Here is a 25,633-nt window from a genome sequence, read left to right on the forward strand (position 1 = left end):
CGGCCGCGCGCTCGTGTGCGCGGCGGCGAGCGCGTCAGCGGAGCTCGCGCGGCAGCGGGGCGGCGGCAGGGTCGCCGGAGACGGCGCGCTCCGCGGGGACGCCGATCGTGGCGCCGTGGTCCGCGCAGCAGCGGAAGCCCTGCTGGTAGAACATGTGGTTCTCGTCGTGCGAGCGGGTCGAGGGGCGGCAGCGCGTGCGGACAGGGCCCCAGTAGCCGCCCTTCAGGATGGAGGGGCGCTCGCCCTCGCGGACGGAACGGGTCCACTCATCGATGTTGCCGGTCATGTCGTAGACGCCGAAGGGGCTCCGGCAGCGGGGCTGGACGCCCGACGCCATGCCCTGCCAGAGCCGGTCCATCTCGGCCATGGCCGCGGGGCCGCCCCGCGGGCGCAGCGCGGTCTCGATGTACGGGCGCCATGCCTGATCGACGACGCACGCCTCAGGCTCGCGGATGTAACCGTAGGGGTAGGGGCGCGCCTCCTCGCCCTCGCAGGCAAAGGTCCACTCGGCCTCGTCGCAGAGGCGCTTGCCCTCCTCGGCGCAGAGCTCGTTCGCCTCGTAGAACGAGACGAGGATGAACGGATAGACGCCCTTCTGGTTGGGGTACTCGTAGCGATCCATGCAGAAGTGCATCGGCTTCGTGTCGAGGTCCTTCGACATCGAGAGCCACTTCTCGCGATCGAACTCCGCGCACCGCTCGGGGTAGTCCCTGCTGATCCAGTGCTTGCAGGTGGTCCGCTGCATCTCGTCGATGGAGCGCAGGTCGCCCTGGGCCTTCGGCGCCGGGTCGAGCTTCATGAGGCCGGAGACCTCGACCATGCCCGTCGGGCAGGCGCCGCGGGTGCCCTCGATCTGGTCGGTGGCCTCGCGCGACTCGGCAGGCGACGAGGCGATCTGCCAGTGGCGATCGCGCACGAGGCGCCACTCGAACCGGAGGCGCCGCGGCAGCGAGCCCGTGATGGCGCCCGCGCCGAGCGTCAGCGGCACGGACGGCGCATCCGCGAGCCGCACCACGAGCAGCGCGAGCGAGGCGAGGGCCACCGCGAAGCCGACGGCGACGGCGGCGCGCAGCGCCCTCGCGCGCGGGGGCGCGGGCTTCCGCGTCGAAGGGGCGAATCTGTGCATGATCCCTCGCAGTAAACTCTACTGCGAGGGAGACTCGAAGGCAGACAACTTTTCGCGGAGCCGCCCGAGGTCGGCCTCGAAGCGCCGCTCGCCGGACAGGTCTCGGGTCTCGCGGGGATCGCTCCCGAGATCGAACAGGAGCAGCCGGTCTTGTTTCGCCCGCTTCTTTCGCTCGATCACGAGGAGCTTGAGCTGCCCGTCGACGACCGCGGCGCGGCGGGCCGTGCGAGCGAACACCGGTCCCCGGGGCGCGCGCTCGGCGCCCGTGGCGATGGCGGTCAGGGAGGCGCCTTCGACGGCCGTGGCCTCCGCGCCGCCGATGTCGAGGACGGTGGGCGCGATGTCGACCGTGCTCACGGGATGCGGGTAACGGCCCGGCGCGGCGCCGGGGAGGGCGATGACGAGGGGGACGCGGATCGCCTCCTCGTAGAGCTCGACGCCGTGCCCGACGGGGCCGTGCTCGCCGAGCCCCTCTCCCTGCGAGCCGTGGACGATGACCGCCGTGCGGCCTGCGCGGGGGCCCTTCGCCACGGCGTCGAGCAGGGCGCCGAGCTGCCGGTCGACGTAGGCGATCTCGCCGTCGTAGGCGGCGGTCCTGCCGGAGCCGAAGCGGATGCCGGGGTGGGCGACGTAGCGCTCGTGGGCGTCGAAGAGGTGGAGCCAGAGGAAGATCGGCTGGGTGCGCTGGGCGTATCCGTCGAGGAGCTCGATGGCCTTCTCGACCGCGAGGTGGCCTGTCGCCTCGCGCTCCGGGTGGGCGTCGCCGTAGACGGTCTCGAAGCGGTCGAACCCTTGATCGAAGCCGCGCTCCTGGCTGATCCACGTGAACGAGCTGACCGCGGCGGTGAGGTAGCCGGCGCGCTTCATGCGCTCCGCGAGGGTGTCGTTCTCGGGCAGCAGCGTCGGCCACTCGCGGCGGTCGCGCGCCGCCCGGTTGAGGCGGCGGCCGGTGACGAGCGGCGAGATGGCCCGCTGCGTCTCGCTCGATGCGGCGTAGGCGCGCTCGAACAGCACGCCGCGGGCCGCGAGCTCGGCGAGCCGCGGGCTGGTGTCGCGGCCGTAGCCGTAGGCCGAGGTGTGGTCGGCGCGGACCGTGTCGAGCGTGATGAGGAGGACGTCGGGGCGCGTCGGCGCGGCGGCGGGCGCGGCGGGCGTGGTCCCGGCGGGAGAGATGGACTTCGTCAGGACGGCCGGGATGACCGCGCCGCCCTCGTCGCGCGCGGCAGGCGCCGACGCGGCGCGCACGTGCGCGGCCGTCGTGGCGCCTGCGGGAGCGGCCGGCGGGACGCCGGCGGGAGCGGTCGACGCGGCGCTGGAAGCGGCGGCAGGCTTGGTGCCCGCAGCCGCGGTCGTCAGCGCGCCGGCAGGCGAGCCAGCGACGGCCCTGGTGGGCAGGGGGGCGGCGCCCTCGTGGGCTCCGTCGCTGCAGTCCTGATCGATGCCGTCGCCCGGCGTTTCCCGCGCGCCGTGATACCGGGTGGGGTCGCCCTCGTCGCAGTCGAGGCCGCCGAAGTGCGAGCCCATCCCGTCGCCGTCGCGGTCGGTCCACTGCTCGAGCGCGCTGAAGAGGGTGGCCGCGAGGCCGCCGCCGGCGCGCACGGCCTGGCCGAGCGGGGGGAACGACTCGATCCGGGCGGTCGCGGTCATGAGGACCAGGGCGGCGAGCGGGACGCCCGCGATGCCGGCGAGGCGGCCGACGGCCGCGCTGAGGTCGACGCTGGAGACGAGCGCGGTCGCCACGAGCGCGATGGCGCCGTCGACGATGGCGGCGCGCACGGCGGCCCCGGCGTCGCCGCTCGTGTTGCCCGCGTGGGCGGCGAGCGGCGCGAGGGCGGCGACGAGGGGCACGACGCCGATGGCCGTGCCGGCGACGGCGAGGAGCCACGGCTTCACGCCACGGGCGGCGAGGCGATCGCCGAGCGCGACGAGGCGCTGGGTGACGAGCGCCGCCGCCGCGACGCCGGCGAGGCCGAGGACGCCGAAGGTCGCGCCGGCGAGGCCTCGGTGGTGGGTCGTCGCCTTGAGGAGGGCGGCGAGCGCGGCGAGCACCGGGAAGGCGACGCCGATCCAGAGCGCGACGCGGAGGACGGCGAGCCGCTCGCCGCCCGCGCCGACGATGCCGCGGAAGCCGCGGCCGGCGGCGCGCGAGAGGATGAGCGCGAGCGTGACGAGCGGGAGCAGGACGGCGGTGCCGACGAGGAGCCCGTCGAGGAAGGACGCGCCGGCGCGGGCGGTGCGCAGCGCGGTCGGCACGGCGGAGAGCGAGGCGACGCCGAGGCCGAGCACGCAGGCCTCGCCGAGGCGGGTGGTCCAGGCGCTGCGGCGCGGCGGCGGAGGGGCCGACCGCCCCGGCGGGGGGAGGGACCGCCCCGGCGGCGCGCTCTGCCGGGCGGACGGACCGCTCTGCGATCGCGGCGGGACGCTGTCATGAGAGCCGGCTGCGCTCGGCGGCGGCGGGGGACCTGGTTCGGCGGTGATCATGGGCACGCAGGGGGGAGGGCCGCGCGGGCGCCTCGCGAGGGCCGGTCGCGCCTGGCTGCGAGGTCGTGCGCCCTGGAGAACGGGGCCTACCATCGGTGTACCGGGCCGCAAAGTATCCTGCGGGAGCGGACGAGCCGGGGGCGGCGGCAGCCGGAATTTGAACGTGCCGGCGCCGCGGCCCTCCCGGGCTCGTCAGGCCTGGGGCCGAGCCGACGCGGCGCCCGGACGCCCGCTCATCGGCAGTCCGCTGGACCAGCCCCTCGCCATGCCCTGGACCATGGCCTCGTAGTCGGTCGCCTTGCTCCTGCGATCCCTCGCCTCGCAGAGCGCAGGATCGGTCGCGAACAGCGAGCGCGCGAGGTCGCGGGCGCCCGCGTTGATCGCGGCGTTCTTGGCGTGGCGGCGCTTCGTGAAGGCGGTGAACGCCTCCTCGAGGGAGGCCGCGCTGCTCAGGCACTCGGCCAGGTGCCACGCGTCTTCGAGGGCCTGACTGGCGCCTTGGCCCGACGTGGGCAGCGCCGCGTGCGCGGCGTCGCCGATCAGCAAGACGTTGTCTCGATGCCACGTGTCGATGGGATCGTGATCGTGGACATAGATCTTGTTCATGCGCTCGGAGGGCGTCTCCTCTATCAATTCCGGTATCGGGCTCGGCCACCCGCGGAAGAGGGCGCGGAGCTCGGCCCGGTAATCTGCTGGCTCCTTGCCCCGAGCCTCAGGGCAGGCCGCGGCGCCGGCCCAGTACGCCTTCGACCGAGATACGGGCACGACGCCGAAGCGCACGCCGACACCCCAGCAGTCCATCACCTCGATCTGCGATTCCGAGAACACCGCGCGATCGCTCTCGAATGTGCCAAGCCAGTTGACGAAGCCCTGGTATCTCGGGCGATTGTCGCCGTGCACGAACGCCCTCGCGACCGATCTCATCCGCCCGTCCGCTCCGAGGATCACGTCCGCCGCGACGGTCGCTCCGTTCGCGAAGTGGACGCTCGCCGGGCCGGCGGCCGAGGGCTCGATGCGATCGGCGGCGTGCCCGTACCGCACGCGGACACCCAGCCCGTCGACACGGGACAGCAGCGCCGCCTGGAGCTCTCTCCTCAGCACCGAGAGGCTCGGGGACCCCATGAGCTCGTCCAGCTTCCGGATGTCCAGCGCGCCGAGCTCCTCGCCGGTCCACGAGACCCTCCGCATCCGGGTCGGGCGCCCTGCCAGCCCGGCGACGGAGTCCAGGAGCCCGAGCTCCTGGAGCACGAACGAGGCGTTTGGCCAGCAGACGATCCCCGCGCCGATGTCCGTCGGCGCAGCGTGCCTCTCGAAGACCTCCACGTCGAACCCCCGTCCGGCGAGGGCGATCGCCGCGCCCAGCCCGGCGATCCCGCCTCCAAGAATGGCTATCCTCAACATGAACCTTTCCGTGCTCTCTCGTGGCCTACCTGCGACCACGACCCTTGCAACGACGCTGGTTGTGGTTGCATACCACACGCCTCACCTGAGCGCTGGCTTGATGTCGACGACCGGTGTTCCGTCGATGGCTTCGATCGGGCCGATCCGCAGGCGGACTCCGTCGAACGCGCGCACGAAGACCGGATGGAGGCCGAGGGGGTTCGGTCTGTCCGGAGATCGCGTCGCGAAGATGCCCGTGAGAGGACTGCGCGCGTCGGACCGTGGGTGGACCTGGAGGACGTCGCGACGCGCCTGGTGAAACCACGTGATGACGATGATCTCGTCGCCGACGGCGAGGCCAAGCAGTCCTTCCGCCGCCCACGGGTACACCTCGAGCCAGGCATCCGGCGCTCCCTCCGATCCTTGCCTCGGCGCCTCGCTGCGCTCTTTGAGCAAGGACCGGATCACGCCAACCGGGCGCAGCTGAGCGCCGTCCAGCGCCCCCTCGAGTTCCATGGTGCTCATGGAGGGAAAGGGAACGCCAGACGATGTGCTGGTGTCAACGGCGAATCATCGCGCGTGCAGTTGACGCTCAGTTGACCAATGCACGGTGACCGACGCTCCTTGCGCGACACAAGCTGGCGCCAAGCGATGGCTTCCCTGCGAACTTCAGCGCCTGTCATCTCGTCTGCCATAGGACGGATGGGATGCGGCGCCGGCCCGAGCTTGCAGCGATCTTCGACAGCGCGCTCTCGATCGTCAGAGCCTACCGAAGCGCCGGCGAGAATCGGTATCCCGCGCCGGCCTCCGGGCCGCTGTTCACCGTCGCGATGCCGGCGCTGGCCGCCTGCGAGGGCACGAGGACCGTCCAGCGGAGGCGCCGCCCGCGGATGGCGGTGGAGAGCGCGGAGGCCTCGGAGGTTCGCTGATCCGAGGAAGCTCGGGCCATGGCGGCTGAAGCGGCAGCTCGGCGGCGGCTCAAGGCCCGCGGAACCCGCTTGACGCTCGTCGCACCCGCAAGCTATGTTCCCCGCATGTCCCGCGCGCTCCCCGCGTCCTGCGCTCGCTGCTGTTCCGAGGCCTTCGTCCTCGGCGGCGCGTCGTGCTCGGCCGTCGAGGTGGGTTCGTGCGTGGCAGGGCTGCGCTGGTGGCGCTGGTGCTGTACCACGGCGGGCCCTTATCCCGGGTAAAGCGCCTCCCTGCGGGGAGGACGACCTGAAGGAAAGAAGAAAGAGGGCCCGCCGGAACAACGGTGGGCCTTTTCGCTTTTGTCCGCTATGCAGTGCGCCGCGGCGCGACGCCCGAGTCCCGAGGATCAGTGTCTGCCAGAACAGCCGTGAACATGAGGAGAGAACCATGATGCATGCAGTCATCGATGCGCTCTGCGCCGGCGTGGACCTCTCCACGGAGCAGACCGAGGCGCTGTTCCGCGACCTGATCGCCGGGGCGCTGACGGAGATCGAGCTCTCCGCGCTGTTCGTCGCGCTCAAGGCGAAGGGCGAGACCCCCGCGGAGATCGCGGGCGCGGCGCGCGCGCTCCGGGGGACGTCGGTGCCGTTCGCGCGGCCGACCTATGCCTATGCCGACTGCTGCGGCACCGGCGGAGACGGGCAGTCCACCGTCAACGTGTCGACGGCCGTCGCCTTCGTCGCGGCCGAAGCAGGCCTGCCGGTCGCCAAGCACGGCAACCGCTCGGTCTCCTCCCAGTGCGGGTCCGCCGACGCGCTCGAGGCGCTGGGCGCCCGGCTCGACCCGCCGGCCGAGGTCTCGCGCCGCTGCCTCGACGAGGTCGGCTTCTGCTTCCTCTTCGCGCCGCAGTACCACGCCGGGCTCCGCCACGCGATGCCCGTGCGCCGCGCCCTCAAGGTGCGCACGATCATGAACCTGCTCGGCCCCCTCGTGAACCCGAGCGCGCCGCCGATCCAGGTGATGGGCATCTACGATCCGGAGCTCGTCACCCACGCCGCGCGCACGCTCGGCATGCTCGGGTGCCAGGCCGCGCTCGTCGTCCACGGCGGGGGGCTCGACGAGGTCGCCCTGCACGCCCCGACGCGCGCGGCCCGGCTCCGCGATGGGGTCGTCGAGGAGCTCACGATCGATCCGGCCGACGCGGGGGTCGCGCCGGCGCCGATCGACGCGCTCCGGGGCGCCGGCCCGGCGGCGAACGCGGCGTGGCTCCGCGACCTGCTCGCCGGGCGCGGGGCGCCCGCGCACCGCGACGCCGTCGCGATCAACGCCGGCGCGCTGCTCTGGATCGCCGGGCGCGCGGAGGGGCTGCGGGAAGGTACGGCCCTGGCGCTCGACGTGCTGGGCTCCGGGCGCGCGGCGGAGCGGCTCACGCGCTTCGTGGCGCTGAGCCGGGACGGGGCCCAGGAAGCGCGGAAGGAGGCGAAACATGGCTGAGCAGGGCAATGTGCTCGCGCGCATCGTGGAGCGGAAGCGGGCGGACGTGGCGGAGCGCGAGCGGCGGAACCCGCTCGCCAGCCTTCGGGCGAGCGCGCCGCCCACCTCGCGGAGCCTCCGGCGCGCGCTCTCCGCGCCGGGCGCGCGGTTCGTCCTGGAGTGCAAGAAGGCCTCCCCGTCCGAGGGCCTCATCCGGCCGGATTTCGACCCGCACACCGTCGCCGCCGCGTACTACGGCGTCGCCGACGCGGTGAGCGTGCTGACCGACGAGCCCTTCTTCCAGGGCAGCTTCGAGATCCTCCAGGCCGTGCGCGCGGTCGTGGACGTCCCGATCCTCTGCAAGGACTTCGTCGTGACGCCCTACCAGGTGATCGAGGCGCGGGCGCACGGCGCGGACGCGATCCTGCTCATGCTGTCGGTGCTGGACGACGCGACCGCGCTCCTGTGCCTGGGCGCCGCCGAGGCGCTCGGCATGGACTGCCTCGTCGAGGTCCACGACGAGGCGGAGCTCGAGCGCGCGCTCGCGCTGCCCGCGCCCGTGATCGGCATCAACAACCGCGATCTCAAGTCGCTCAAGGTCGATCTCGCCGTCTCGGAGCGGCTCGCCCCGCGCGTGCCGCGCGATCGGATCGTCATCGCCGAGTCGGGCGTCGAGTCGCGCGCCCACGTGGAGCGGCTCGCGCCCTCGGTGGACGGGTTCCTCGTCGGCACGTCGCTCATGCGCAGCCCCGACATCGCGGACGCCGCGCGCGCGCTGGTGACCGGCAGGGTGAAGATCTGCGGCCTGACCCGGCCCGGGGACGCGCGCGAGGCGGAGCGGCTCGGGGCCCGCTTCGGCGGCCTCGTCTTCGCCGAGACCTCGCCGCGGCGGGTGACGCGCGAGCAGGCCGAGATCGTTGTCGCCACGGCCGCGGGGCTGCCCTTCGTCGGCGTTTTCCTCAATCAATCCGTGGATTTCGTCGCGGATACGGCGCGGGCGATCGGGCTGCGCGCCGTGCAGCTCCACGGCGACGAGGACGCGGCGTTCATCGAGGCGCTGCGGCGCGCGCTCCCCGAGGGGTGCGAGGTCTGGAAGGCGGTCCCGATGGCGCCGTCCGGGGAGGCAGCCAGCGCGGCCGGCGAGGCGGGCGCTGGCGCGGAGGCCGAGCGCAGCGCCGATCGGTTGGTCTTCGACACGCGCACGGCGGAGGCGCGGGGAGGCACGGGGCGGACGTTCGCCTGGAGCGCGATCGACGGCCACCCGGCGCGCGCCCGGAGCCTGCTCGCGGGCGGGCTGAACCCGGACAACATCGCCGCGGCGCGCCGGGTGGGGACGTGGGGGCTCGACGTCGCGTCGGGCGTCGAGCGGGCGCCCGGCGAGAAGTGCGCCGACCTGCTCGTGCGCCTTTTCGACAGCGCGCGCGGCCCGTCGCGCCACGACATTGACCCAGCGGCCCCGGCGGACCGCCCCTCCCCCTGACGGCACCTCTCACGACCCACAACGCACAACCGACGATCGAGGCAATCACCATGCAGCAAAGCGGCCGCTTCGGCGCCTTTGGCGGCGCCTATGTCCCCGAGATCCTCGTGCCCGCGCTCGAGCAGCTCGAGCGCGCGTACCTGGAGGCGCGCGGCGATCCGTCGTTCGCGGCGGAGTTCGACGCGTTGCTGACGACCTACGCGGGGCGCCCGACGCCGCTCACCCTGTGCCGGAACCTGACCGGCGACCCGCGCGTGAAGCTGTACCTCAAGCGCGAGGACCTGCTGCACGGCGGCGCGCACAAGACGAACCAGGCGCTCGGCCAGGGGCTGCTCGCGCGGCGCATGGGCAAGCGGCGGCTCATCGCCGAGACGGGGGCCGGCCAGCACGGCGTCGCGACCGCCATGATCGGGGCCCTGCTCGGCATGCCGACGCGCATCTACATGGGCGCGAAGGACGTCGAGCGGCAGCGGCTCAACGTCTTCCGGATGCGCCTCATGGGGGCCGAGGTGGTGCCCGTGACCTCGGGCTCGCAGACGCTGAAGGACGCGCTCAACGAGGCGCTGCGCTACTGGACCGAGAGCTACGAGGACACGCATTACCTGATCGGGACGGTCGCCGGGCCTCACCCGTTCCCCACGATCGTGCGCGATTTCCAGTGGGTGATCGGCCGCGAGGCGCGCGCCCAGATCCTGCAGGCCGAGGGGCGCTTGCCCGACGCGGTGGTCGCGTGCGTGGGCGGCGGCAGCAACGCCATGGGGATCTTCTCCGAGTTCATCCCGGACAAGGACGTGGCGCTCGTCGGCGTCGAGCCCGCGGGCCACGGCCTGTCGACCGACAAGCACGGGGCGACGCTCCTCAAGGGCCGCCCGGGGGTGCTGCACGGGTCGGAGACCTACATCCTCCAGGACGAGCAGGGGCAGGTCGCCGAGACGCACTCGGTCTCGGCGGGGCTCGACTACCCCGGCGTCGGGCCGGAGCACGCGCACCTCATGACGTCGGGCCGGGCGACGTACGTCGCGGCGACGGACGACGAGGCGCTCGACGCGTTCCAGCGGCTCTCGCGGAGCGAGGGCATCATCCCGGCGTTCGAGTCGGCGCACGCGATCGCGCACGCGCTGAAGATGGTGGCGGAGGCGGCGCAGGCAGGGCGCGAGACGGTGCTCGTCGTGAACCTGTCGGGCCGCGGAGACAAGGACATGGAGCAGGCGCAGAGGCTGCTCGATCCCGGGAGGTCGACATGAGTCGGGAGACGGTGACGACGCGCTACGATCGCGCATTCGAGCGGCTGCGGCAGCGGGGCGAGGGGGCGTTCATCCCCTTCCTGATGCTGGGGGATCCCGACCTCGCCACGAGCGCGCGGCTGCTGCGCGCGGCGGTGGAGGGCGGCGCGGACGCGATCGAGGTCGGGATCCCGTTCTCGGATCCGATCGCGGACGGCCCGACGGTCCAGGCCGCCGCCGTGCGGGCGCTCGAGGCCGGCGTGAGGCCGTCCGACTGCATCGAGCTCCTGGCGCGCTTCCGGGCGGAGGCGCCGGAGGTGCCGATCGGCATCCTGACGTACGCGAACCTCGTGAAGCACCGCGATCTGGCGGGCTTCTACGCGTCGGTGGCCGCGGCCGGGGTCGACAGCGTGCTCGTCGCCGACGTGCCGGTGAAGGAGTCGGATCCGTACGTGGCGGCGGCGCGCGCCGTGGGGGTGGCGCCGGTGCTGATCGCGCCGCTCAACGCCTCGGAGGCCACGCTGCAGCGGCTCGCGGAGCGGTGCGACGCGTACACCTACTGCGTCACGCGCAAGGGCGTGACGGGGGCGGACGAGCAGCTGCGCCTCGGCCACGGCGCGCTCTTCGAGACGCTGCGCCGGTTCGGCGCGCCGCCCGCGATCCTGGGGTTCGGCATCTCGAAGCCCGAGCACGTGCGCGACGCCCTCGCCGCAGGGGCGTTCGGCGTGGTCAGCGGGTCCGCGGTCGTCCAGCGGGTCTCGGCGAACGTCGGTGATCCCGAGGCCGCTGCGCGCGCCGTCGCGAGCTTCGTGCGCGAGATGAAGGCGGCGACGGCGCGCTGAGCGCGGGGCCGGCGGCGGTCCGAGGGCGCGACGTCGGCCGGCCGCCGTCCGAGGGGGCAACCGGGGGCTCGCCAGGGGCGCCGACGCCGATCGTGCGGCGTCGGCGCGCGGCCCGGCGGCATGGGACGATGGCGTTCCATCCGTCGAGCCGGTCGGGTCCACGGCGGAGCGCCGTCGCTACAGCGCCATGCGTGGCTCGCCTTTCGGGCGGCGAGCCGAGCTCACAGGCACGTGGCGTCGCAGAGTATCTCCGAGAGCGCGATGCAGCTCTCGTCCCACCCGATCGTGCAGCAGAAGCTGTCTCCGTCCTCGCCGCACACGGTCTCGACGCAGCTGTTGCAGGACGCGTCGAGCGGCGCGCCCGTCTCGCAGAGGTCGTGGGCGCACCCGCAGGCCCGCCCGCAGGCGGCGGTGAGGCCGGCGACGCAGTGGGTGTCCCAGTTGCTCATGCAGCACGCCGGGTCCTCCGCGCACAGCTCGGTCACGCACGGGTCGCAGCCCATGAGGAGGGGCGCGCCTTCCTCGCAGAGGTCATGGCTGCACTCGGCCGGCGGGCACACGCCGCAGTCGGTGGCGCACGCCTGACAGTTCTCCCTGCCGGCCTCGCACACGCCATCACCGCAGACCGGCGGGATCGGAGGGCACACGCCGCAGTCGGTGGCGCACGAATCGCACGTCTCGCCGGCGTCACACCGCAGGTCGCCGCACTCCGCCGCCCCGCCCGCTCCACCGCCGCCGGCCGCGTCGCCGCCGCCCGTCGATGCGCTGCTCACCGAGCCACCGCCAGCGGCGTCGCCGCCGCCCGTCGAGGCGCTGCTCACCGAGCCGCCGCCAGCGGCGTCGCCGCCGCCCGTCGAGGCGCTGCTCGTCGAGGCGCTGCTCGTCGAGGCACCGCCGCCGCCGGCATCGCCGCCGCCCGTCGAAGCGCTGCTCGTCGAGGCGCTGCTCGTCGAGGCGCCGCCGCCGCCGGCGTCGCCGCCGCCCGTCGAGGCGCTGCTCGTCGAAGCGCTGCTCGTCGCGCCGCCTTGCCCGTCCGCTCCGCCGCCGCCTGCGGCATCGCCGCCTGCCGAAGCGCTGCTCGTCGCGCCGCCTTGTCCGTCCGCTCCGCCGCCGCCAGTGGCGTCGCCGCCAGCCGAGCCGCCTTGCCCGCCCTCTCCGCCGTTGCCCGCCGATCCGCCGGCCGCACCGTGCCCGCCTTGCCCGCCGGACCCGCCGGCGCCGGACGTGCTCGCCGCGCTGCTCGGCGCGGCGCTCTCGTCGTCGCCGCAGCCGGCGATCGTGAGGGTCGATGTCAGGGCGAGCAGAGCACATATCCGGAGTGAACGGTTCATCAGGGGAGCCTCGTTATCATCATGCGGTTGGGAGCCGCCTCGCGCGCGACGCGGCCTGTCAAAAGAGCCCTACGGAGAAGTGGAGTGCACCGTCGATCTCGTCCAGCTCGTCGCGCGGATCCAGGTTGAAGCCGTAGTCGAAGGCGAGGGGGCCGATGGGCGTGTTCACCCGCAGACCGGCGCCGATCCCGTAACGCAAGAGCCGCGGATCGAGGTTGACGTTCTTCGCCCTGATCCAGAGGTTGCCCGCGTCGAGGAAGAGCCCGAGCTGGAGCAGGTCGGTCAGCGGAATGCGCAGCTCGGCGCGGGGGTTCACCATCACCGTCCCGCCGCGCGGGATATCGTCGGTCGAGACCTTCGCGTCCCCGCCCAGCGCCTTTTTCGCCTCCTCGAGCCCGTCCTCCGGATACAGCGACTCGGCCAGATGGGAACGGAGCGAGTCGACGCCGCCGAGGAAGAACAGGCGATCCGGGTACGTCCCGCTCTGGGCCACGAGCGGCTGAATATACCCTCCGGACAGGCTCAGGGCGAGGGTGAGCCGCGACCGCGGCGCGAGGGGGATATACCCCGACACACGGCCCGTGAATCGCAGAAAGTGGCTCTCGGGGAAGCTCGATTGGGTCCGGACCGAGGCGAAGGCGTCGAAGGCGTCGACGTGCTCGACGCCGCCGGAGAGGAGGAAGCCCCGGGTCGCGGCGAAGGGGGTATCCCGCGTGTCCCAGGACGCGTCGAGCCGCTGCGCCAGGGCGATCGTGTCGCCTTCGGGCATGCGCAGCTGATCGAGGATATCCCGCTTGTCGGCGCCGACGGCGCCCGGGAAGAACCCGACTTTGTTCAGCTCGGTCGACAGGGCGAGCTGCGTCGTCACGGCGCGCCGCGGGCGGTAGGTGATCGCGGGGATGATCGCCGTCTTCGTGACGCCGAAATCCAGCTGGTTGTCGCGCACGTGGATGCCCGCGAGCGACATGCTGACGAGCGGACCGAGGCCGATGTCCGGGAGCGCGACCGAGACCGCGATGCGGCGCTCCAGCTGGTCGTCGACCTGGAGCTCCTCGTAGTGGCGGCTCGCCGCCTTGTCCACGATCATGAACTCGAACAGGTAGCTGAGCTGGACGCCCATCGTGAGGCCGATGGCGAGGCCGCCGATGTTGCGGTGTCCGTACTCGAAGGCGAGGCGCGCGCCCTCGCCGGTCGAGAACCCGATCTGCGGGTTGAGGTACTGCGGCAGCTGCTCGACCACGTGGATGACGACCCGCTTGTTCTTCTGCGGGACTTCGGGATCCTCGAGCGAGATCGACACGCTGGAGAAGGGGCCGAGCGTGGCGATGCGCTCCTCGCTCAGGCGGGCCTGCGACTGGCGGAACGGCGCGCCCTCGCGGAGCAGCACGCGGCGGAGGATCAGCTGCTCGTCGGTCCGGACGGCGCCCTTGACGACGATGCCGGTGACGAACACCCGATCTCGCTCCGAGACGATGAAGCGCGCGCGGGCGCGCGTGCGGTCGGGCGAGGGCTCGATGGCCGTGCGGACCTCGGCGAACGCGTAGCCCAGGTCGCGGTAAGCATCCATGATGCGCAGCCGCGCGGCGTCGAGGGCGAGCGTCGAGAGGGGCTGTCCGACCTTCAGATCGGCGAGGTCGCTGAGCCAGCGCTCGCTGAACGGCCGCGCCTCGGCGCAGAGGGCGCGGTCGCGCTCGCTCAGGCCGGTCTGGCCGCAGAAGCCCTTGTTCCCCTCGAAGGCGAGATCGTAGAGCTGGGTCTGCGGGCCGGGATGGACAGGAATGCGGAGCGTCACCTCGGGGGCGCAGGCGATGTGCCGGGCGGCGTCGGGGCGGCACGTGAGGGCGGCGGGGACGGGCGGCTCGGGGAGGGGGAGCCCTTGCGCGTCGGTGAGGCACTGGGCCGCGACGTGCTCGGCGACCGGCTCGGGGATGCAGGCGCCCGGCGGGGAGCGGCGCGAGCAGGTGGCGCGGAGCATGGAGACCGGGCCGACGACAGCGTTCAGGTAGCCCTTGCTGAAGTAGAGATCGCGGAGGTGCTTGAGGGCGCGCTCGTAGGTCTCCTGCGCGTACGTCATCGAGGGGATGAGCTCGACGGGCCGAGCCCGGCCGCCGGCGCCGCGGGTCGGGCCGAAGAGGTCCGAGATGCCTCGCGGGTCGGGCATCGAGAAGGCGTCGGCGCCGGGCAGATCCTCCTCGAGGAAGCTCTCGATCTCGCGGCCGAGGTCGTCCGGGCCGAGGTCGCCCGTGAGGCAAGGGAAGACGCGCTTCGTGACCCGCACCTGGTCGTGCTCGCGGACGGTGAACGTCAGGTAACGGACAGCATCGTCGGGCTTGCCGCCCAGCGAGGGGGTGACCTCGGCGTCGAGGAAGCCGCGCGCGACGTAGAACGCGCGGAGCCGATCGGTGAGATCGTTCGTCTTCGTCTCGGTCGTCTCGCCGAGATCGAGCGCGGCCTCGAGGGCGTCGTCGTCGAAGGCGCGGTTGCCGTCGAAGACCGGGACGATGCGCGCGCCGGGCTCGAGGTAGACGTAGAGGTAGTTGTGCGGGCCGACCGCGAGCACGCGGTGGGAGACCTCGGCCTCGTGAAAGCCGCTCCGGCGGAGCAGCTCGGCCATCTCGCGGTCGGCCACGGCGAGGGCGGGCTCGTCGACGCGGGCGCCGACGCCGAGGCCGTAGCTCTGCTTGAGCGAGCCGAGCTCCCGGTCCGCGCGCGGCGCCACGACGAAGACGCGCTCGGAGACCACGCGCGGAGCGCCGGCCTCGATGTCGAGGGCGAGGACGACCTGGGAGGGCTCGTCGGTGTCGACGGCGCGGATCGTGACGGCGGTCGCGGGGTAGCCGTGAAGCGCGTAGAACGCGCGGATGCGGGGGCTGATCTCGGCCAGCGTGGCCGCGGTGATCTCGCCGCCCTCGGCGATGCCGGCGGCCTCGAGCGTGTCCTGCCGGTCGAGCGCGCCGCCGGTGATCTGGATGGTGGCGATGCTCCTGCGGGGGACGACGACGATCCGGAGCGCGGCGCCGTCCGGCACGAGGTACGCCTCGGCCGACGCGCGGGCGAAGTTGCCGGAGGCGAGCAGCTCGCGCATGGCGCGGCGCGCGGCGTCGGGGCTGAGCGGCTCGCCGAGGTCGACGCTCGTGACCGGCGAGACGATCTGCCATCGGTCACCCTGGGCGGCGACGTCGATGCGGACGATCGGCTTGCCGACGAGCTCTCCGAGGGCCAGCGGCTGGCCGAGCGACGGCACGTCGGTGGCCTGGGTGCCGGCCTCGCCCGAGGGCACGGCCCGTGCCTTAGGGTCGACAGCGACAGCGTCGACAGGGTCGACGCTGGCCTGACCGGGGTTGAGGTTGGGCTGACCGGGGTTGAGGTTGGGCTGACCGGGGTTGAGGTTGGGCTGACCGGGGTTGAGGTTGGCCTGAGCCGGACGTGCGGACGTCGGGGCGGCGTGCGCCGGGACGGCGAGCGCGCCGAGCGGCAAAAGGCCGAGCAGAAGGGGAATGAGGGTGGAACGGAAGCGAGCCATCAGGCGCGGAGCGCCGGGGGACGAAACTGAAATGAACCGGCGCCGGCGTGCACGACGGACGCAGCGTAGCCCGGTTGGGCGCTGGATGGGCAAGAGGCCGCCCCCGGGGCGCCGATGTGCGAGACGCGGGGCTCTCGGCGGGCGAAGCTCGTGCTAGCGTCGCCGCCCGTGCGAGGCACCGGATGAAGGACCTGGCGATGCTCGTCGGCGCCGTGGCGCATGACGCCAAGGTGGTGACGCTGTGGGAGAGCCTGCGCGAGCACTTCCGCGAACATGGAATCCTGATTGATTTCGCGCTGTTCTCTACCTACGAGCGCCAGGTCGAGTCGCTGATCCGCGGGCACATCGACGTGGCCTGGAACAGCGCCGTCGCGCACGTGCGGGTGAAGCGGCAGACCGAGGGGCGGTCCCGCTCGCTGGCGATGCGCGAGATCGATCGCGACTTCCACAGCAAGCTGCTCGTCCGCCGCGACGCCGCCGTCGGGGCGCTCAGCGACCTGGAGGGCAAGGCGCTCGCGGTCGGGAGCGTCGACTCGGCGCACGCGCGCATCCTGCCGCTCCACTTCCTCCGGCAGGCGGGGGTGGCCGTGGAGAAGATCCAGCTCATGCCGTTCGAGGTGGACGTCGGCAAGCACGGCGACACCGCGACGAGCGAGGTCCAGGCGCTCGCGGCGCTGCACGAGGGCAAGGCGCAGGCGGCGGCGGTCGGGGACGCGGTGTGGCTGGCCGAGCAGGCGAACGGCCACATCGACCTCCGCCGGGTCGACGTCCTCTGGACCACGCCGGCCTACGATTTCGCGATGTTCGACGCGCTGCCGGCGCTGCCCGAGGCGAAGGCGGAGGCGTTCCAGCGCGCGCTGCTCAGCATGACCTGGAAGAACCCGAAGCACCGGCGCATCTTCGAGCTCATGGGCCACAAGCAGTGGGTCTCCGGCCGCGACGACCGGTACGGCGCCCTCGACGCGGCGCTCGCCGCGGCCACCTGACGGCCGCGGAGCGAGCGCCGCGCGAGCGTCGTTCGAGCTCGATCCGCGGCTCGAGCGTCACTCGAACTCGAGCCGCCACCTCAGGTCGGCGCCCACGTTGCCGAGCGGCGAGCTCGAGGCGTCGCTCGAGTTGTCGTACGACCCCTGGAGGCTCATCCGGTCGCTGAGCTTCACCTCGACGCCCGCGCGCACCTGGCTGCCCTGCGAGAGCCCCGTCGTCACGTTGGCGCGCACCGCGTCCGTGATGCGCTTGCCGATCGTCACCGTCGGCTCCGGGGCGCCGTTCTTGGACGAGTAGCCGGTGCCGAAGCGGAACTCGTCGATGAGGGGGACCATCGTCTTCACCGCCTTGTCGGCGCCCGTCAGCGACGAGAGCGCCTCGAGGCCCATGGTCTCGCCGAGCGACGACACGGCGCCCTGGTTGAGCTCGGCGCGCGTCATGCCGAGCGTGAGCAGCAGGACGATGTCCTCCTGGCTGAGCGGCGGATCGCTCGTCAGGTTGAGCTGGAGGTTGTCGGCGTCGCCCTGGGCGTGCAGCTTGATGCGCCAGAGCCCGCTGGAGTTCGCGCTGCTGCCCGCGGCCGCGGCCGTCGGCGCCGCGGGCTCCGCGCCCGACGTCGCGTCCGCCGCGGCGGTGCTCGTCGCCGTGTAGCGGCGGTACTCGCTCTCGGCGCGGACGTCGACCTTGGGCGCGATGCGGAACGGATCGTCGAAGCGGACGTAGCCGTCCCGGACCTCGAACTCGGTGCTCCGCAGCATGAGCTTCGAGTCGGGCAGGATGCGCAGCGTGCCGCGCGCGCCGAAGCGCTGGTTCGTGCCCGAGAGCGCGAGCCCGGGCTGCGAGACCTCGAGCCGCATGTCGGCCAGATCGTTCGAGAAGCGGAGCGGGTTCGGCGAGGCGACGGTGACGTCGAACCGGACGACGTCGTCGGCGGGGTCGTAGGTCTGCACCGCCGTCCGCTGGCGCCCCGTGAGATCGCCGAGGTCCATGCTCATCAGGATGGGGCGCGTGTAGCTGAACGACGTGAGCGTGATCTTCCCCTCGACCCGCGGCAGGTTCTTCTCCCCCGACGCGTCGTCCTCGACGCCGGGCCGGAAGCTCGCCGTCAGGTTGGCGTTCGCGGTGAGGTTCACCCCCTCCGCGACCGGCAGCTTCACGCCGGTCGCCACGATGGAGGCCTGCGCCGTGCCGAGGGTCAGGCCGCGCACCGGCATGTGCCCCACCGCGGTCACCGTGCCCGTGCCGACCCGCGCGCTCGCCCGCGTGAGGCGCACCTGGTCGCCGCCGATCGCGAACTCCACGTCGATGTCGTCGAGCGACACCGGCAGGCCGACCACGTCGAGCTCTCCCTCCTTGAGCGTCGCCGAGCCCGTGTAGCTCAGCCCCTGGAGCGGCCCGGCCACATGGACCTCGGCCTGCACCGTGCCCCGCGCGCGCCGGATCTGCGGGATGTCGGCGCTGAGCCGCGACAGGTTGGTCGGGCTGACCCGGATCGCCACGTCGAGGTCCGGCGCCGTGAACACCCGCTTGACCTCGCCGGACGCCGTGAACGCGGCGGACAGGCGCGAGGCGGTGTGCGCCTCGAGGTGGAGCTCCGGCACCTTCAGCGTGTTGCCCGCGAGGCGGATCGGGCCGCTCGGGCTCGTGAGGTGGACCCCCTGGCCCTCCCGCTCGAGCTTGAGCGCGTCGACCGTGAGCGTGAGGGCCGCCTGCCGGAAATCGGCCAGGGGGAGCCGCTCGATGTCGAGCGACCCGGTCATCGTGCCCTTCGGCGCTACCGCGAGCGCGGCGCCCGGGATCACGTTCGCGAGCGTGCCCAGGTCGAGCGCGTCCATGCGCACGTCCCCGTCCACGATCTTGCGCCGCTGGCGCGTGACGCGGAGCCCCTTCAGCGCGACCTGCCCGCCGAACAGCGAGCCGTTCGCGACGATGGATCCGTCGGGGAGGTCGCGGTCGTACTCCGCCGGGTCGAACGGCGCGCCCTGGGGGTTGCCGCAGATCGGCGTCCTGCCGATGATCTTCGGCGCCTTGTCGTTCGGCACGATCGTGAGCTCGACCCGCGAGGGCGGCAGGCTCGCGTGCGTGCGGCGGATGCCGACGCGCGAGACGTGGACGTCCGCGAAGGCGGAGAGCCTGCTCACGGTGCCGCCCAGGCTGGCGACGACCGACACCGAGCCGTCGAACTGCGAGGCCGCCGCCCCGAGCCCGTCGATCCGCGAGAGCGGGAGGCCGCTCGCGATGACGCTCCCCTTCAGCGCGCCGCCGTGCGCCACGGAGGCGCTCGCCAGCACGGAGCCCGTGCCCTTGCGCAGCGACGCCGAGCGGACGTCGAGCCGCATGCCGTCGGCGCCGGCGGCCTGGTCGTCCCAGATCATGTCGAGGTCGACCTCGCCCTCGTCGAAGCGCTCGTCGAGCAGCTCGATGCCGGTGAGCCGCATGCCCGCGTTCACGGCGAGGTAGCCGCCGCCGCAGCGGTCCTCGGGGCCGCCGAGCGCGAAGTGGGCGCGGGCCGTCCCGCTGGCGGTCGCCTTGTAGGCGGCGAACCGCGGATCCTTGTCGAGGCGGAGCACCTCGAGGAGGTCGCGCGCGGCGAGGTGCGGCGCCTCGCGCGTGTCGACGGTCGCGTCCACGACGACGATCCCCGACGAGCTGTCGAGCGGGCGGCCCTTGGGCAGGTTGCCGGCCGGATCGAAATCGACCTTGATCGACGGGATCCGGACGCGGCTCGCCCCGTGCCGGACCCGCGCGTTCTCGAGCGTCAGGGCGAGCGGCTCGAACGCGACCGGCGAGGGCTCGAGATCGCCGATGGGGAAGCCGCCGAACACGAACTTCTCGATGCCGACCTCGCCCGTCAGCTTCGGGTGCGCGTACGAGCCGTGCATCGCGGCCTTCAGCGTCGCGACGCCGGCGAGCTCGAGCGCGGCGAGCGGGGAGACCTCGGCGAGGTCCACGCGCGAGCCCGGGTGGACCTCGACCCCGAGCTGGTCGTTGAAGCCGAGCGAGACGGTGGCCCTGAGGTGCGAGCTCGGCGTGTCGACCGAGAAGCCCGAGAGCACGACGGCGTTCGGCCGCACCTGGAAGGAGCCGCGGACCGTGCCCTCCTTGACGCCCATCAGGCGCTTGCGGGCAGGGTCCTTCGTCGGGTGATCGAAGATCTCGAAGCCGTGCGTCTGCACGGCGAGCGGGCCCTCGAGGGAGAGCGGGGACAGCGTGCCGCCGAAGCGATCGAACCTCCCCTCGCGCAGCGTCCACGCGACGTGCGCCTGCGGGTGGACCGCGAGGTCGCGGAGCAGGCCGGGCAGCTCGACGTTGGCGAGGTCGATCGGCCCGGCCTGGAGCGGCACGCCCCTCTCGAACGGCTTGATCTCCACGCTCGAGATCTTCAGCGTGCCGTCGGCCCAGGCGACGTCGGTGTCGGAGAGCTGCACGGCGTCCGGGGTCGTCGAGACCCTGCCCGCGAGGCGCGTGACGAAGACCCTGCCGTCGAGGCCCGGCCGGTCCAGCAGGAGCGTGCCCTTGACGCGGGGGAGCGCCAGGCCGAGCGGCGCGGACGCCGCGTCGTACTCCGCGTCGACGTCGAGCGAGACCGAGCCGGACGCGGGCGGCAGGCTCAGGAAGCGGTGCACGATCGGCACGGGGAGGCGCGCCCGCACGCGGCCCTCGATCCGGTGGGGCATGCCGTCGCCGAGGCCGACGGCGCGGAGGGCGCCGAGCTCGAGCTCCACCCGGCGCCAGTCGCCGTCCTGGAGCGCGCAGGGCGGCGCGGTGCCGGGATCCGGGTCGAAGTCGGCGGCGCCCTCCAGGATCAGCCGGCGGACGAGCGCGCGGCCCGGCTCGACGCGGACGCGCGTGTCGAAGCGGCAGACGACGTCCTCGTCGACGCTGTCCTCCTCGGCCTCGCGGCCGGGCGCGGGGTGCGTGCGGACGACCGAGACGAGGCCGGAGCGCATCGCGATCTCGAACGCGTCCGACGGCTCTGCGGAGACGTCGACGTCGACCTCGCTCGCCTGGACGCGGACGTTGTCGATCGTCAGGTCGAGCCGCGCGTCGGTGATGGCCACCGAGGAGAGCGGCGCGCGGCCGAGGCCGCCCCCGCCGCCCCCGCCGGTGCTCGGGAGGGTGAGGTTCCGGAGCTCCCCGTCCTTCACCACCGCGCGGACGCGCGGGCCGATGATCTCGACGTCCCCGGCGTCGATGTGCCCCGCGAGCAGCGAGAACAGGCGCGGGCGGATGGCCACGCGCTCGAGCTCGAGGAACGGCGCGCCGCCGTCCGAGGAGTCGACGACGAGCCGGTTCAGGCCGACCATGAGGGGCCAGGCCTGGACGCGCACGTCGTAGCGGGCCGTGATGCCGAGCTCGCGCTGGAGCAGCGCCGCCGTCTCGCGCGCCGCCCAGGCCCGCACCGTCTCGGTGCGCACGAGGAGGCCGAGCGCGAGCGGGATCGCGCCGATCACCGCGAACACGGCGCACAAAAAGCGCACGGCGAGGCGCCCCCAGTCCCTGCGGGCGCTCGGCGGGGAGCCCTTTCTCCTCGTGCCGTGCATCGGTGCGCAGCTTAGCTGAAGCGCGGTCGGACGCTTACGTGGGCGGGGTGATCCTGTGCGAGGAAAATACCGGTACGTGCGCGTCGCACCCGACCGGAATCGTGCTCCAGGGTGGAACGCCGCGGGGGCGCCGGGCGAGGCAGGCCGGGTTCAGCCCGCGGTGAGCTTGCGGTAGCGGAGCTTGCGGGGCTCGGCCGCGTCGGCGCCGAGGCGGCGCTTCAGGTCGGCCTCGTAGTCGGCGTAGTTGCCCTCGAACCAGACGACCTTGCTGTCGCCCTCGAAGGCGAGGATGTGGGTCGCGATCCGATCGAGGAACCAGCGATCGTGGCTGATGACGACGGCGCAGCCGGCGAAGTTGAGCAGCGCCTCCTCGAGCGAGCGGAGCGTGTCGACGTCGAGGTCGTTGGTGGGCTCGTCGAGCAGGAGGACGTTGCCGCCGCGGCGGAGCAGCTTGGCGAGGTGGAGGCGGTTGCGCTCGCCGCCGGAGAGATCGCGGACCTTCTTCTGCTGATCGCTGCCGGCGAAGTTGAAGCTCGCGACGTACGCGCGCGAGTTGACCTCGCGCTTGCCGACGAGCAGCCGGTCCTCGCCGCCGGAGATCTCCTGCCAGACGTTGTTGTTCGGGTTGAGCGCGTCGCGCGACTGGTCGACGTACGCGAGCTCCACGGTCTCGCCGAGCTTGAGCGCGCCGCCGTCGGGCTTCTCGAGGCCCATGATCATGCGGAAGAGCGTGGTCTTGCCGGCGCCGTTCGGCCCGATGATGCCGACGATGCCGCCGCGCGGGAGCGAGAAGCTGAGGTCGTCGATGAGGACGCGATCGCCGAAGCCCTTGCGGAGGTGCTCGGCCTCGACGACCACGTTCCCGAGCCGCTGGCCGGCGGGGATGTGGATCTCGTTCTCCTCGACCTTCTTCGACTTGTCCTCGGCGAGCAGCGTCTCGTAGGCGGCGAGGCGGGCCTTGCTCTTGGCCTGGCGCGCGCGGGGGGCCAGGCGGACCCACTCGAGCTCGCGCTCCAGGGTGCGCTTGCGCGCGCTCTCCTGCTTCTGCTCCAGCTCGAGGCGCTTCTTCTTCTGCTCGAGCCAGCCGGTGTAGTTGCCCTCGTACGGGATGCCGGCGCCGCGATCGAGCTCGAGGATCCAGCCGGCGACGTTGTCGAGGAAGTACCTGTCGTGGGTGACCGCGACGACGGTGCCGGGGTAGTCGTGGAGGAAGCGCTCGAGCCAGGCGACGCTCTCGGCGTCGAGGTGGTTGGTCGGCTCGTCGAGCAGCAGGATGTCCGGCTTCTCGAGGAGGAGCCGGCAGAGGGCGACGCGCCGGCGCTCGCCGCCGGAGAGCTTGGTGACGTCGGCGTCGGGCGGCGGCAGCCGGAGGGCGTCCATGGCGCGCTCGACGACGCGGTCGATCTCCCAGCCGTTCGCGGCCTCGATCTTGTCCTGGAGCGCGGCGTACTCCTCGAGGAGCGCCTCCATGTCGGGGGGCGACTCGCCGAGCTTCGCGCCGATCTCCTCGAAGCGCTGGACGAGGGAGCGGACCTCGTGGACGGCCATCTCGACGTGCTCCTGCACGGTCTTGCCGGCCTCGAGCTGCGGCTCCTGGGCGAGGTAGCCGATGCGGATGCCGTCGGCGGGCTTCGCCTCGCCGAGGTACTCCTTGTCGACGCCCGCCATGATGCGCAGCAGGGTGCTCTTGCCGGCGCCGTTCGAGCCGAGGACGCCGATCTTCGCGCCCGGGTAGAAGGAGAGCCACAGGCCCTTCAGCACCTCCTTGTTCGGGGGGTGCACCTTCCGGACATCCTGCATCGTGAAGATGAATTGAGGGGCCACGTCTTCGCCTGCCTGTGCGTGCCCGGCGCGCCGTGGGGCCCCGCTCGGCCTTCGAGCGGGCGCGGCGCTGGCCGGGCTGGGGGGAGAGGCCGTATGCGAGATCGCCGGCTGACGGTCAAGAGGGCGTCGAGGCGGCTGTAGGCGGGCGCGCAGGGCGCGCGTCGGGACGGACGCGGGCGTCGTATGTATGAAGGGAGATTTCAACGCAAAGGCGCAAAGGCGCAAAGACGCAAAAAAGAACAGATTTCATGCAGGTTTGCGCCTTTGCGCCTTTGCGTTGAAATCTCTCTCCGGCTCCCTGGCCGAACTCCTGACGGGCGGAGCTAGGCGCGTCGTGCGCCGCGCCCGAACGCCTGCTTGAGGGCGGCGAGATCCTCGCGGCCGACCTCGCGCGTGGCGACGAGCACGGCGAGGTACACGAGGGCGACGAGGATCGCCTCGCCGAGCACGGCGATCTTGCCGAGCCACGGGAGCTGCGCGCCCACGGCGATCGCGGCGAGCAGCGCGGCGCCGACGCGGAGCGCCGTCCGGGCGGGGACGAAGCCGCCGGCGGCGCGGTGGAGCAGGACGCCGCCGGCCACCGCGGCGGTGGCGAGCGCGAGCGACGTGGCAACGGCGGAGCGCACCAGCATGTCGGGGCCGAACGCGGCGCGCGGGACGGCGATCGAGCAGCCGGTGGCGACGAGGAGGACGGTGGCGGCGGTGAGGGCGGCGGCCGCGCGCTCCCGGTGCAGGCTGGTGAGCGCGGCCGAGGCGACGCCCAGGACGGCGAACGCGCCCATGCCGAGGGAGAGGACGCGGAGCGTGTCGCCGCCGCGGCTCCAGATCTCGACAGGGAAGGCGAAGCGCAGGACGTGCGGGGCGAGGCCCGAGATCGGGGCGCAGAGGAGCCCGGTGAGCAGGAACGAGAGGCGGACGCCGGTCATGGCGTAGCGGCGGACCGCGGCGCGGTCGTGCTCGGCGTGCGCGCGGGCGAGCATCGGGAAGAGGATGAAGGTGACCGAGAGGAGCAGCTGGTACGGCAGGAACGCGAAGAGCTGCGCGCCGCGGTAGACGCCGATGAGGTCGTCCGCGGCGTTCGCGCCGAGCGCGAGCCCGCTCGTTGCCTGCCCGAGGAAGCGGCGGAGGAGGAAGAAGTCGGTCTGGAGCAGGAGGTTCAGGAACGTCTGCGAGACGGCGAGCGGCAGGAGGAAGGCGGCGTGCTCGCGGATCGAGGGGCCGGCGCTGCCGCGGCGGCCGAGGCCCGTCCTGGTGAGCGCGAGGGGGACGATGACGGTGGCGGCGGCGACGAAGCCCGTGATCGCGCCGAGGACGCCGCTCTGGCCGGCGCGGAGGAAGAGGAAGGCAAAGCCGGCGATGCTCGCGGTGCGGAGCGCGCCGTAGCCGACGTCGAAGGCGGCCTGCGTGACGAAGCGCCGCTGGCCGTTGAGCGCGCCGACGAGCGGGGCGTAGAGGCCGTAGAGGAGGACCACGGCGGCGGCGAGGCGCAGCGGGCCGGCGACGTGCGGGGCCTCGGAGAAGTCGGCGATGGCGCCGGCGAGGAGCGCGAAGCCGGCGGAGACGACGACGGCGAGGACGGCGTGCAGGGCGAGCGTGCGGCGGAAGGCGGCGGCGACGTCCTCTTCCGCGACGCTGGAGACGGCGCGCGAGACGCCCTGGATGCCGGTCGCGACGATGACGTTGTTGACGACGCCCACGCCCGCGAGGACGACGGAGACCGCGCCGTAGCCGTCGGTGCCGAGCAGCCGCGGGAGGATGAGCTGCTGGACGAAGCCGAAGAGGATGAAGGAGACCTTGGCGCCGGCGATGGCGAGGCCGCCGCGGCCGGCGGAGCGGGCGGTGGCGGGGGAGGGGGCGGTCGGGGCGGGAGGGGAGGGAGAGGAAGCGGCAGGCGCCGGGGCGGCCTGCGCAGGGTCCGCGGCGGGACGCGAGGGATCCGGGGCGGAGTGCGGGGGATCCGAGGGCGCCGGAGCGTCCGGCGGCGGCGGGAAGGGCACGGCGGCGCGCTGCACGGCGGGGTTGTCGCAGAAGCACGCCGGGCGGGCAATCTCGCGCGGAGCGGCCGAGCACACCGGGGCGTCACGTAAACTTCAGCGGCGGTGCGGATTCGCTTGACGGGAAGGCCTCGCCGACTATCCTCGCGCCCGTCTCCAACGCATTCCAGCTTAGCTCAGTTGGTAGAGCAGGCGGCTGTTAACCGCCGGGTCGCTGGTTCGAGTCCAGCAGCTGGAGCTATTTCGCCGAGGCGACCCGGTCAGGGCGCCATGCCGACAAGGGGCCTTGCCAGAAAATCTGGCAAGGCCTCTTTGTTTTTTCCGCAGCTCACGCAGCGCGCACGCGGAACCCAGGAGAGCGCTCAGAGCAAGACGTGGCGCGTGACGAGCCACAAGGTTCGGCCCACGCAGAGCCGAGACCGAGCGGTGCTCTTGAGTTCACGGTGAACGGCTCCCCGCTCTGGGGTTCACAGCTCCTCCTCTCCTTGCCGGTCGCGCCCGCACACCGGAAGATAG

15 protein-coding genes and 1 tRNA gene are annotated in these 25,633 nt (G+C 72.9%); 7 read left to right on the forward strand and 9 right to left on the reverse strand.

Going from position 1 to position 25,633, the window contains the following annotated elements; all coding sequences use genetic code 11:
* Positions 1-34 precede the first annotated feature (34 nt).
* From WMF19_RS06200 to tsaA, 4 genes are all read right to left on the reverse strand, one after another.
* The gene (locus WMF19_RS06200) at positions 35-1,126 is read right to left on the reverse strand and encodes a formylglycine-generating enzyme family protein (RefSeq protein WP_437898204.1); all 1,092 of its coding nucleotides are present in this window, start codon (positions 1,124-1,126) and stop codon (positions 35-37) included.
* A gap of 18 nt (positions 1,127-1,144) precedes the next feature.
* Positions 1,145-3,412, reverse strand: coding sequence for a sulfatase-like hydrolase/transferase (locus WMF19_RS06205; protein WP_437898205.1), 2,268 nt, complete (start codon positions 3,410-3,412; stop codon positions 1,145-1,147).
* Between the two features lie 387 nt (positions 3,413-3,799).
* On the reverse strand, positions 3,800-5,008 hold the full coding sequence (locus WMF19_RS06210) for an FAD-dependent monooxygenase (protein ID WP_437898206.1): 1,209 nt from the start codon (positions 5,006-5,008) through the stop codon (positions 3,800-3,802).
* Positions 5,009-5,089: 81 nt separating this feature from the next.
* Complete coding sequence (gene tsaA / locus WMF19_RS06215; protein ID WP_437898207.1) at positions 5,090-5,512, reverse strand: tRNA (N6-threonylcarbamoyladenosine(37)-N6)-methyltransferase TrmO; 423 nt, start codon at positions 5,510-5,512, stop codon at positions 5,090-5,092.
* A gap of 182 nt (positions 5,513-5,694) precedes the next feature.
* Between tsaA and WMF19_RS06220 the strand changes: the two genes are divergently transcribed.
* From WMF19_RS06220 to trpA, 5 genes are all read left to right on the forward strand, one after another.
* Positions 5,695-5,916, forward strand: a complete 222-nt coding sequence (locus WMF19_RS06220) for a hypothetical protein (protein ID WP_437898208.1) — start codon at positions 5,695-5,697, stop codon at positions 5,914-5,916.
* Between the two features lie 430 nt (positions 5,917-6,346).
* A complete protein-coding gene (gene trpD, locus WMF19_RS06225) occupies positions 6,347-7,390 on the forward strand; it encodes an anthranilate phosphoribosyltransferase (RefSeq protein ID WP_437901600.1) in 1,044 nt (347 codons plus the stop codon).
* A complete protein-coding gene (gene trpCF, locus WMF19_RS06230) occupies positions 7,383-8,849 on the forward strand; it encodes a bifunctional indole-3-glycerol-phosphate synthase TrpC/phosphoribosylanthranilate isomerase TrpF (RefSeq protein WP_437898209.1) in 1,467 nt (488 codons plus the stop codon). Before trpD ends, trpCF begins: the two co-directional genes overlap by 8 nt.
* Before the next feature lie 50 nt (positions 8,850-8,899).
* Complete coding sequence (gene trpB, locus WMF19_RS06235; RefSeq protein ID WP_437898210.1) at positions 8,900-10,093, forward strand: tryptophan synthase subunit beta; 1,194 nt, start codon at positions 8,900-8,902, stop codon at positions 10,091-10,093.
* Positions 10,090-10,914, forward strand: coding sequence for a tryptophan synthase subunit alpha (gene trpA / locus WMF19_RS06240; protein WP_437799278.1), 825 nt, complete (start codon positions 10,090-10,092; stop codon positions 10,912-10,914). Before trpB ends, trpA begins: the two co-directional genes overlap by 4 nt.
* A 221-nt stretch (positions 10,915-11,135) precedes the next feature.
* Here the strand turns inward: trpA and WMF19_RS06245 are convergent, their stop codons facing one another.
* Together WMF19_RS06245 and WMF19_RS06250 are read right to left on the reverse strand one after the other, a co-directional pair.
* Positions 11,136-12,245 (reverse strand): hypothetical protein, encoded by a 1,110-nt coding sequence (locus tag WMF19_RS06245; protein WP_437898211.1) that lies wholly within the window; start codon positions 12,243-12,245, stop codon positions 11,136-11,138.
* A 58-nt stretch (positions 12,246-12,303) separates the two neighbouring features.
* Entirely contained in the window at positions 12,304-15,768 is a 3,465-nt protein-coding gene (locus WMF19_RS06250; protein ID WP_437898212.1) for a POTRA domain-containing protein, read from the reverse strand.
* A 182-nt stretch (positions 15,769-15,950) separates the two neighbouring features.
* Between WMF19_RS06250 and WMF19_RS06255 the strand changes: the two genes are divergently transcribed.
* Positions 15,951-16,754, forward strand: coding sequence for a phosphate/phosphite/phosphonate ABC transporter substrate-binding protein (locus WMF19_RS06255; RefSeq protein ID WP_437744596.1), 804 nt, complete (start codon positions 15,951-15,953; stop codon positions 16,752-16,754).
* Positions 16,755-16,811: 57 nt separating this feature from the next.
* Here WMF19_RS06255 and WMF19_RS06260 read toward each other — a convergent pair whose 3' ends face one another.
* The 3 genes from WMF19_RS06260 to WMF19_RS06270 all read right to left on the reverse strand — a co-directional run bounded on the left by WMF19_RS06260 (position 16,812) and on the right by WMF19_RS06270 (position 25,195).
* Complete coding sequence (locus tag WMF19_RS06260) at positions 16,812-21,299, reverse strand: translocation/assembly module TamB domain-containing protein (RefSeq protein ID WP_437898213.1); 4,488 nt, start codon at positions 21,297-21,299, stop codon at positions 16,812-16,814.
* A 150-nt stretch (positions 21,300-21,449) separates the two neighbouring features.
* Positions 21,450-23,123: an energy-dependent translational throttle protein EttA gene (ettA, locus tag WMF19_RS06265; RefSeq protein ID WP_437898214.1), complete on the reverse strand. Its 1,674-nt coding sequence runs from the start codon at positions 23,121-23,123 to the stop codon at positions 21,450-21,452.
* Between the two features lie 323 nt (positions 23,124-23,446).
* Positions 23,447-25,195, reverse strand: a complete 1,749-nt coding sequence (locus WMF19_RS06270) for a lipopolysaccharide biosynthesis protein (RefSeq protein WP_437898215.1) — start codon at positions 25,193-25,195, stop codon at positions 23,447-23,449.
* 87 nt (positions 25,196-25,282) lie between these two features.
* Here WMF19_RS06270 and WMF19_RS06275 point away from each other — a divergent pair.
* Positions 25,283-25,355 (forward strand) — tRNA-Asn (locus tag WMF19_RS06275).
* The last annotated feature ends 278 nt before the right edge of the window (positions 25,356-25,633 follow it).

The sequence above is a fragment of the Sorangium sp. So ce124 genome (assembly GCF_051525235.1).
In the GTDB taxonomy this organism is placed as follows: domain Bacteria; phylum Myxococcota_A; class Polyangia; order Polyangiales; family Polyangiaceae; genus Sorangium; species Sorangium atrum.